We start from the raw sequence: 8,916 nt of genomic DNA, 5'->3' as shown, positions 1-8,916 counted from the left end.
AGCCAGTCGTAAAAGCGGCGGCGCTGTTTCAGGTCGGGCCGCTGCGCGCGGATACGCGGGCGGTGGCGCGCGGCCAGCGCGGCCAGCGAACCCAGCGAATGGTCGAACAATGATTCCACGCGTTCGCGCAGGCGGCGCGCCAGCACCGGCGCCACGCCCGATGACGAGATAGCCACGATCAGGGGCGAACGGTCGACAATGGACGGAACCTGAAATGACGACAGTTCGGCGTCATCGACCACGTTGCTGAAAATGCGGCGATCCTGCGCGGCCTGCGCCACGGCGGCGTTGACGTCGCGGTCATCGGTGGCGGCCACCACCAGCCAGGCGTCGTCCAGCCAGCCAGCCTGGAAAGAGCCCTGCACGAACTGGATGCGGCCGGAATCGGCCAGTTGCGCCAGTTCGGGCACCAGGGCGGGGGCGCCCACTCGCACATCGGCCGAGGCCTCCAGCAGCACCTGCACTTTGCGGGCCGCGACGTCGCCGCCACCCACCACCAGTACCCGGCGGTGCTGCAGATCGGCGAACAAAGGGAAAAGCTTCATAAGAGTCAGCCTGCGGGCCCGTGGCCCGGTATATGTCAGTCGATCATAGGGACAGCCTTTCATCCCTACAACTTTTGATTTATTGGATTGATATAGCGATAAGTGATTAGGATGGATGCCCCCTAGGCAGGACCTCCGGGTTTGCCGCCCAGCCATTGCGCCATCTCGACCACTTCGCGCGCTACTTCGCCCAGCCGGCGCTGGCTTTGCATGGCGCGATCGCGCAGCAGCCGGTGTGCCTGTTCCTCGGACACGCCGCGCAGTTGCATCAGCAGGCCCTTGGCTTTCTCGATGGCCTGCCGGTCGGCCAGGCGCTGGCGCGCCTCGGCCAGTTCCACCCGGCGGGCGCGTTCGACCGCGCTGCGCTCGATGGCCACCGTCAGCAGGGCCTGGATGCGCTGCGGCGGCACTTCACCCACCACATAGGCCGCCACGCCGGCCTGCAGCGCGGCGCGGATGGTGTCGCGATTGCCGTCATCGGTGAACATCACCACCGGCCGCGCGCTGTGTTCGCTGGCCACACAGACGTCTTCCAGGGTGTCGCGGGCGGGCGCGTCGGCGTCGATCAGCACCACGTCGGGCGCCAGTTGATCGATGGCGTCCGCCAGATCCATGCCGGCCGCGCGTTCGGCCACCACCTGCACACCGGCGGCGGCCAGCGTCTGCCGCAAGGCCGCCGCTCGCCCATCGCCGTCGTTCAGTAGCATGACCTTCAACATAGTTGCTCCCCTTCCCGTGGGGGATATGCAATATCCATGCCATCACCGCGCCCCGGCGGGGGCCGCGCAGGCATGGCAGGGGCGCATGGGGTTTGCCCGCGGGCGGGGCGCGAGGCACATCGATGGTGCGCTGCCGCATGAACTTGCACCACATTGGGGCGGGCTGGTGTGAAAACCGGGGTGCCGCAGGGGGGAGTGCGGTTGGCATAGTGCTTGCTTATGAGTGCATGGGGGCCAATGGCGGTTGCCCGCAAGGCCGGAAACGGCACGATTCGACGAACAACGGCGTTCTGCGACTCGCAAGGCGAAAGGGCCTGCGGGAGCGGAACGCTTTTTTTATGGAGCCTCAGATGTCCGGCATGCCCCGCGATACAGAATCAACCGCCACCCAGGCCGGGCAGCCGATGGGCGCGGCCGGCGCGCAGCGCCGCAAGTGGCTTGGCAACACGGCCAAGGCGGTTGCCGGGGCCGGGCTGCTGAGCCTGGTGGACCCGTTGGTGCGGGCCGGTGCCTGGGCGGCCGGTACCGACGCGCCGGAGAAAACCGAGGTGCGCATCGGCTTCATTCCGCTGACGGATTGCGCATCGGTCGTGATGGCCTCGGTGCTGGGCATAGACCAGAAGTACGGCGTCAAGATCGTGCCGTCCAAGGAAGCATCCTGGGCCGGCGTGCGCGACAAGCTGATCAACGGTGAGCTGGACTTTGCCCACGTGCTGTATGGCCTGGTGTACGGCGTGCACCTGGGCATAGGCGGGCCGCAGAAAGACATGGCGGTGCTGATGGGCATCAACCAGAACGGGCAGGGCATCAGCCTGTCGTCGAAATTGCACGAAGCCGGCGTGACCGACGGCGAGTCGCTGCGCAAGCACATGCAGGCCGAGCCGCGCGGCTATACCTTTGCGCAGACGTTTCCGACGGGCACGCATGCCATGTGGCTGTATTACTGGCTGGCCGCCAACGGCATCGACCCGATGCGCGACGCGCGCGTGATCACCGTGCCGCCGCCGCAGATGGTGGCCAACATGCGGGTAGGGAATATGGATGGCTTCTGCGTGGGCGAACCGTGGGGCGCCCGCGCCATCATGGACCGCATCGGTTTCACGGCCGCGACCTCGCAGCAGATCTGGGCCGATCACCCCGAAAAAGTATTGGGCACGACATCGGACTTCGTGAAGGCTCATCCGAATACGGCGCGCGCGGTGACGGCAGCGGTCATCGAGGCCGGCAAATGGATCGACGCGTCGGCCGACAACCGCCGCAAGACGGCCGAGACTATCGCGGCTAAGTCGTACGTGAACACCGCCGTCGACGCCATCATGGACCGCATGCTGGGCCGCTACACCGACGGCCTGGGCAAGAGCTGGGACGACGCCCATCCGATGCGCTTCTATGCCGACGGCGCCGCCAGCTTCCCGTACCTGAGCGACGGAATGTGGTTCCTGACCCAGCACAAGCGCTGGGGCTTGTTGAAAGAACACCCGGACTATGAAGGCGTGGCGCGCGCCATCAACCGCGTCGACGTGTACAAACAGGCCGCCGCCGCGGCGGGCGCCGCGCTGCCCGCCAGCGAGACGCGCGCGTCCATGTTGATAGACGGCGTGCGCTGGGATGGCAGTGATCCCGCCGCCTACGCCGACGGCTTCAAGATCAAAGCCTGACGGGAGCACGCCATGCCGACCACCCTGCTGTCTACCTCAATGTCACGCCCGGCCGACTGGCGGGCGGGCGCCGAAGCGCTGCTGCGCGCCGCCATCGGGCCGGCGGCCGGCTTTGCCCTGTTCGTGCTGGCCTGGCAAGTAATAGCGATGTCCATTCCGGATATTCCCACGCCGGGCGCCACCTGGGACGCGGCGCGCATTCTGTTCGCCGACCCGTTCTACGACAACGGTCCGAACGACCAGGGCATAGGCTGGAACGTGCTGGCATCGCTGCGCCGCGTGGGTATCGGCTTCGGCCTGGCCGCGTTGGTGGGCATACCCGCCGGTTTCATCATGGGGCGCTATGCCGCCGCCAATGCCATGTTCGCGCCCATTGTCAGCCTGCTGCGGCCGGTGTCGCCGCTGGCTTGGCTGCCTCTGGGGCTGCTGCTGTTCCGCGGCGCCGACCCGGCCGCGATCTGGGCGATTTTCATCTGTTCGATCTGGCCCATGGTGATCAATACCGCGGCCGGCGTGGCCCGCGTGCCGCAAGACTATCTGAACGTAGCGCGCGTGCTGAACCTGTCGGAATGGCAGGTGATGACCAAGGTGCTGCTGCCTTCGGTGCTGCCCCACATCCTGACCGGCGTGCGCCTGTCGATCGGCACGGCCTGGCTGGTGATCGTGGCGGCCGAGATGCTGACGGGCGGCACTGGCATCGGCTTCTGGCTGTGGGACGAATGGAACAACCTGAAGGTCGAACACATTGTCGTCGCCATTTTCGTGATCGGTATCGTGGGCATGCTGCTGGAAGCCACACTGGTGCGGTTGGCGCGTCGCTTTGCCTACATCGAGGAGTAGCCCCATGGAAAAGTTCGTGCGCATCGAGAATGTCGGCCAGACTTTCAGCACGGCACGCGGCGCATTCGTCGCGCTGCGCGACATCAACCTGACCGTGGCGCGGGGCGAATTCATTTCCCTGATCGGCCATTCGGGCTGCGGGAAATCCACGTTGCTGAATCTGGTGGCCGGACTGACCCGTCCCACATCGGGCGTGCTGTTGTGCGCCGAGCGCGAAATCGCCGGCCCCGGCCCGGACCGCGCCGTGGTGTTCCAGAACCATTCGCTGCTGCCGTGGCTGAGCTGTTTCCAGAACGTGCACCTGGCCGTGCAGCGTGTCTTCGGGGCGTCGGAAAGCAAGGCGCAGTTGGCCGAACGCACGCGCGCCGCGCTGGAACTGGTGGGCCTGGAGCAGGCGCGGGACAAGCTGCCGGGTGAGATATCGGGCGGCATGAAACAACGCGTGGGCATTGCGCGCGCCCTGGCCATCGAACCCAAGGTGCTGCTGATGGACGAGCCCTTTGGCGCGTTGGACGCGTTGACGCGCGCCCACCTGCAGGACGAACTGCTGAAGATCGTGGCGGCTACCCGCAGCACCGCCATCATGGTCACGCACGACGTGGACGAAGCCGTGCTGCTGTCGGACCGCATCGTGATGCTGACCAACGGCCCCGCGGCCACCATCGGCCAGGTGCTGCCGGTGCCATTGCCGCGCCCGCGCGATCGCGTCGAGCTGGCGGGCCACGCTGAATACCTGGCCTGCCGCGCCGCGGTGGTCGATTTCCTGCACCGGCGCCATGGCAACCCGGCGCAGACCAAGGCGGCCGAGCCTCCCCGCGAGCTGGCCGAAATCATGGAAGCCGCCGACGCCTGATCGCGCGGCCCGCAAGCAAGACGAGAGACATCATGGAAAAGAAACTGAAGCTGGTGATGGTGGGCAATGGCATGGCCGGCGTGCGCACGCTGGAAGAACTGCTGAAACTCGCCCCCGACATGTACGACATTACCGTGTTCGGGTCGGAGCCCTATCCCAACTACAACCGCATCCTGCTGTCGCCGGTGCTGACCGGCGAGCAAACCGTGCAGGACATCGTGCTCAATGACGTGGACTGGTACCAGTCCAACGGCATCGACCTGCGCATGAACTGCAAAGTCCAGCGCATCAACCGCGCGCGCCGCACCGTGATCGGCGAGGATGGCACCGAAGTGCCCTACGACCGCCTGCTGCTGGCGACCGGATCGAATCCGTTCATTCTGCCCGTTCCTGGCAAGGACCTGGACGGCGTGGTGACGTTCCGCGATATTCGCGACGTGAATCTGATGATAGAAGCGGCCCGCACGCACAAGCGCGCCGTGGTGATCGGCGGCGGCCTGCTGGGCCTGGAAGCCGCCAGCGGACTGGCCGCACGCGGCATGGATGTGTCGGTGGTGCACCTGGGGTCGGGCCTGCTGGACCGCCAGCTCGATCCGCAGGCCGCATTGCTGCTGCAGCGCAGCCTGGAAGCGCGCGGCCTGAAGTTCCTGATGCCGCGCCAGACCGAGGCGCTGCTGGACAACGGCAGCGGCCGCGTGTGTGCCGTGCGGTTCGCGGACGGCGAACAAGCCGAGGCCGACCTGGTGGTGATGGCCGTGGGTATCCGGCCCAATACCGAACTGGCCGAAAGCTGCGGGCTGTATGTGAACCGCGGCGTGGTGGTTACCGATACGCTGCAAACCTACGACCCGCTGATCTACGCCGTGGGCGAGTGCGTCAGCCATCGCGGTACGGCTTATGGCCTGGTGGCGCCCTTGTTCGAGCAAGCCAAGGTGGCGGCCAACCACCTGGCCATGCATGGCATCGGACGCTACGAAGGCAGTGTCACATCCACCAAACTCAAGGTCACCGGCATCGATGTGTTTTCTGCCGGCGATTTCCTGGGCGGGCAGGGCACCGAGGAAATCACCCTGGCCGATCCGGCGGGCGGCGTGTACAAGAAGCTGGTGCTGAAAGGCGACAAGCTGGTGGGCGCCTGCCTGTACGGCGACACGGCCGACGGGGCCTGGTATTTCCGGCTGATCCGCGAAGGCAAGCGCGTGGATGAACTGCGCGACCAGTTGATGTTCGGCGAAAGCACCATCGGCGACACCGGGCATGCGGGCGAGAACCGCGCTGTCGGCATGCCCGACAGCGCCGAAGTATGCGGCTGCAACGGGGTGTGCAAGGGCACCATCGTCAAGGCCATCCGCGACAACGGCCTGTTCACCGTCGATGAGGTCAAGAAACACACCAAGGCCGCCAGTTCTTGCGGTTCGTGCACCGGCCTGGTGGAGCAGATCCTGATCAACTGCGTGGGCGGGGCGGCCGATGTGAAGCCCAAGTCGGCCAAGCCGGTGTGCGGCTGCACCGACCTTACCCACGGCGAAGTGCGCAAGGCCATTCGCGAACACCACCTGGTTACCATCCCGGACGCCATGCATTTCATGGACTGGCGCACGCCCGACGGTTGCGCCACCTGCCGGCCGGCCCTGAACTACTACCTGCTGTCCACCTGGCCCGGCGAGGCGCGCGACGACAGCCAGTCGCGCCTGGCCAACGAGCGCATGCATGCCAATATCCAGAAAGATGGCACGTACTCGGTGGTGCCGCGCATGTGGGGCGGGGTGACCAATCCGTCCGAACTGCGCCGCATCGCGGATGTGGCCGACAAGTACGCCATTCCGCTGGTGAAGGTGACGGGCGGGCAGCGCATCGACCTGCTGGGCGTGAAGAAGGAAGACCTGCCCAAGGTGTGGGCCGACCTGGACATGCCGTCGGGCCATGCCTATGGCAAGAGCCTGCGCACCGTGAAGACCTGCGTGGGCAGCGAATTCTGCCGCTTCGGCACGCAGGATTCCACCGGCATGGGCATCGCGCTGGAAAAAGACCTGGTGGGCATGTGGAGCCCGCACAAGGTCAAGCTGGCCGTGTCGGGCTGCCCGCGCAACTGCGCCGAGTCGGGCATCAAGGACGTGGGCATCATCGCGGTGGAATCCGGCTGGGAACTGTACGTGGGCGGCAACGGCGGCATCAAGACCGAGGTGGCGCAGTTCTTCGCCAAAGTAAAAACCGCCGAAGAAGTGCTGGAATACAGCGGCGCTTTCCTGCAGCTGTATCGCGAGGAGGCCTATTACCTGGAGCGCACGGTGCACTATCTGTCGCGCGTCGGCCTGGAGCATGCCAAGGCGCGGGTGGTTGACGACGCGGCCAATCGCGCCGACTTGTACGCGCGCCTGAAGTTTGCCCTGTCGTTCGAGACCGACCCCTGGGAGGCGCGACGCGAAGCCGCGCCGGCCGCCCGCGAATTCCAATCCCTGACCGTATGAGTGCCACCATGCCGCAAGCCGCTACCTGCCAATGGCGCAATATCTGCCATATCAACGAGATTCCGCCGCAAGGCGCGCGCGTGGTGCAGCGCCCCGGCCAGGATGACGTGGCCGTGTTCCGCACCAGTGACAACCAGGTATTCGCCGTGGTGGACCGCTGTCCGCACAAGGGCGGCCCGCTGTCGGCCGGCCTGGTGCACGGCCATTCCGTGGCGTGTCCGCTGCACGGCTGGGTAATGGACCTGGACAGCGGCCAGGCCCAGGCGCCCGACGAGGGTTGCGTGCAAACGTTGCCCATCAAGGTGGACGACGGCGCCATCTATCTAGGCATGGACCAGGACTGAGCCGGCATGGACACGGTGCCGCTGCATCTGGAACCTGGCGCCGCCACGGCGGGCGAGCGCACCGTGGCCTCGGTGTGCTGTTATTGCGGCACCGGCTGCGGCGTGCGCGTCACCGCGCGCGGCGACCGGGTCATCTCGGTGGCGGGCGACCCTAGCCATCCCTCGAACCTGGGCAAACTGTGCAGCAAGGGGCTGGCGCTGGCCGATACCGTGCGCCGCGACCACGCGCGCGTGCTGCGCGCCGAATGGCGCCCGGAACGCGGCCGCGAACGTGTGCCCGTGCCGCTGGACAACGCCCTGGACCTGGCCGCGGGCAAGCTGGCCACGGCCATCGGCCTGCACGGTCCGGACGCGGTGGGGTTTTACCTGTCGGGGCAGTTGCTGACCGAAGACTATGCGGTCTTCAACAAACTGGCGCGCGCCCTGGTGGGCACCAACAATATCGACACCAATTCGCGGCTGTGCATGTCCAGCGCGGTATCGGGCTACAAGCTCACGCTGGGCGCCGATGCGCCGCCCGCCTGCTACGACGACCTGGAACTGGCCGACACGGTGCTGATCGCGGGCGCCAACATGGCCTACGCGCATCCGGTACTGTTCCGCCGGCTGGAGGCCGCCAAGGCCGCGCGCCCCGATATGAAAATCATTGTGGTGGACCCGCGCCGCACCGATACCGCCGCGCTGGCCGACCTGCACCTGCCCATCCTGCCGGGCACCGACGTGGCCCTGTTTCACGCCATGCTGAATGTCATGGTGTGGGACGGGCTGGTCGACCGCGAATACATGGCGGCGCACACCGCCGGTTTCGATGCGTTGAAAACGCGCGTGCATGAATTCACGCCGCGCGCCGCGCAGGACGTCTGCGGCGTGCCGGCGGCCGACATTGCCCAGGCCGCGCGCTGGTTCGGCCAGGCTGGCGCGGCGCTGTCGCTGTACACCATGGGCTTGAATCAATCCAGCAGCGGCACCGCCAAGAACGGCGCGCTGATCAACCTGCACCTGGCCACCGGCCAGATCGGCCGTCCCGGTGCCGGCCCGTTTTCGCTGACCGGCCAGCCCAATGCCATGGGCGGACGCGAGGCCGGCGGCATGGCCACGCTGCTGCCCGGCCACCGCGACCCCGGCCTGTCCGGGCACCGCGACCAGGTGGCCGCCCTGTGGGGGGTGGACAGCCTGCCCGCCGCACCCGGCCTGCCCGCGCTGGAAATGTTCGATGCCGTGCTGGAAGGGCGCATCAAGGTGTTGTGGATAGCCGCCACCAACCCGGCGCAGTCGCTGCCAGACCAGGCCAAGGTGCGCGCCGCGTTGCAGAAAGCCGAGTTCGTCATCGTGCAGGAAGCCTACGCCGGCACGGAAACGCTGGCCTACGCGGACCTGGTGCTGCCGGCCGCCACCTGGCCCGAGAAATCCGGCACCGCCACCAATTCCGAACGCCGCATCAGCCGCGTGCGCGCGGCCGTTGCGCCGCCCGGCGACGCCCAGCCCGACT

The 8,916-nt window shown here is 66.9% G+C and carries 8 protein-coding genes; 6 read left to right on the top strand and 2 right to left on the bottom strand.

Features of this window, described 5'->3' with window-relative positions; all coding sequences use genetic code 11:
• The coding region (locus tag LPZ50_RS17300) for a precorrin-2 dehydrogenase/sirohydrochlorin ferrochelatase family protein (RefSeq protein WP_230663006.1) at positions 1–545 on the bottom strand (545 nt) is incomplete at its 3' end.
• A gap of 122 nt (positions 546–667) precedes the next feature.
• Entirely contained in the window at positions 668–1,264 is a 597-nt protein-coding gene (locus tag LPZ50_RS17295; protein WP_230663004.1) for an ANTAR domain-containing response regulator, read from the bottom strand.
• Positions 1,265–1,668: 404 nt separating this feature from the next.
• On the opposite strand from LPZ50_RS17295, the gene LPZ50_RS17290 reads away from it, so the two are divergent.
• The 6 genes from LPZ50_RS17290 to LPZ50_RS17265 all read left to right on the top strand — a co-directional run.
• The gene (locus LPZ50_RS17290; RefSeq protein WP_230663010.1) at positions 1,669–2,922 is read left to right on the top strand and encodes a CmpA/NrtA family ABC transporter substrate-binding protein; all 1,254 of its coding nucleotides are present in this window, start codon (positions 1,669–1,671) and stop codon (positions 2,920–2,922) included.
• Positions 2,923–2,961: 39 nt separating this feature from the next.
• Positions 2,962–3,762 (top strand): nitrate ABC transporter permease, encoded by an 801-nt coding sequence (gene ntrB, locus LPZ50_RS17285; protein ID WP_230663008.1) that lies wholly within the window; start codon positions 2,962–2,964, stop codon positions 3,760–3,762.
• 4 nt (positions 3,763–3,766) lie between these two features.
• Positions 3,767–4,615: an ABC transporter ATP-binding protein gene (locus LPZ50_RS17280; RefSeq protein WP_230663002.1), complete on the top strand. Its 849-nt coding sequence runs from the start codon at positions 3,767–3,769 to the stop codon at positions 4,613–4,615.
• Positions 4,616–4,647: 32 nt separating this feature from the next.
• Entirely contained in the window at positions 4,648–7,083 is a 2,436-nt protein-coding gene (gene nirB / locus LPZ50_RS17275) for a nitrite reductase large subunit NirB (RefSeq protein WP_230663000.1), read from the top strand.
• 8 nt (positions 7,084–7,091) lie between these two features.
• On the top strand, positions 7,092–7,427 hold the full coding sequence (gene nirD, locus LPZ50_RS17270; RefSeq protein ID WP_230662998.1) for a nitrite reductase small subunit NirD: 336 nt from the start codon (positions 7,092–7,094) through the stop codon (positions 7,425–7,427).
• Positions 7,428–7,433: 6 nt separating this feature from the next.
• The coding region (locus LPZ50_RS17265) for a molybdopterin-dependent oxidoreductase (protein WP_230662997.1) at positions 7,434–8,916 on the top strand (1,483 nt) is incomplete at its 3' end.

It is taken from the genome of Bordetella petrii, from assembly GCF_020991325.1.
Lineage (GTDB): Bacteria > Pseudomonadota > Gammaproteobacteria > Burkholderiales > Burkholderiaceae_B > Bordetella_A > Bordetella_A petrii_E.
This window is presented reverse-complemented; position numbering and strand designations above follow the sequence as displayed.

Coding starts and splice junctions, on each gene's coding strand:
- LPZ50_RS17295 (WP_230663004.1), bottom strand. CDS start 1,264: ATGTTGAAGGTCATGCTACTGAACGACGGCGATGGGCGAGCGGCGGCC.
- LPZ50_RS17290 (WP_230663010.1), top strand. CDS start 1,669: ATGGGCGCGGCCGGCGCGCAGCGCCGCAAGTGGCTTGGCAACACGGCC.
- ntrB (WP_230663008.1), top strand. CDS start 2,962: ATGTCACGCCCGGCCGACTGGCGGGCGGGCGCCGAAGCGCTGCTGCGC.
- LPZ50_RS17280 (WP_230663002.1), top strand. CDS start 3,767: ATGGAAAAGTTCGTGCGCATCGAGAATGTCGGCCAGACTTTCAGCACG.
- nirB (WP_230663000.1), top strand. CDS start 4,648: ATGGAAAAGAAACTGAAGCTGGTGATGGTGGGCAATGGCATGGCCGGC.
- nirD (WP_230662998.1), top strand. CDS start 7,092: ATGCCGCAAGCCGCTACCTGCCAATGGCGCAATATCTGCCATATCAAC.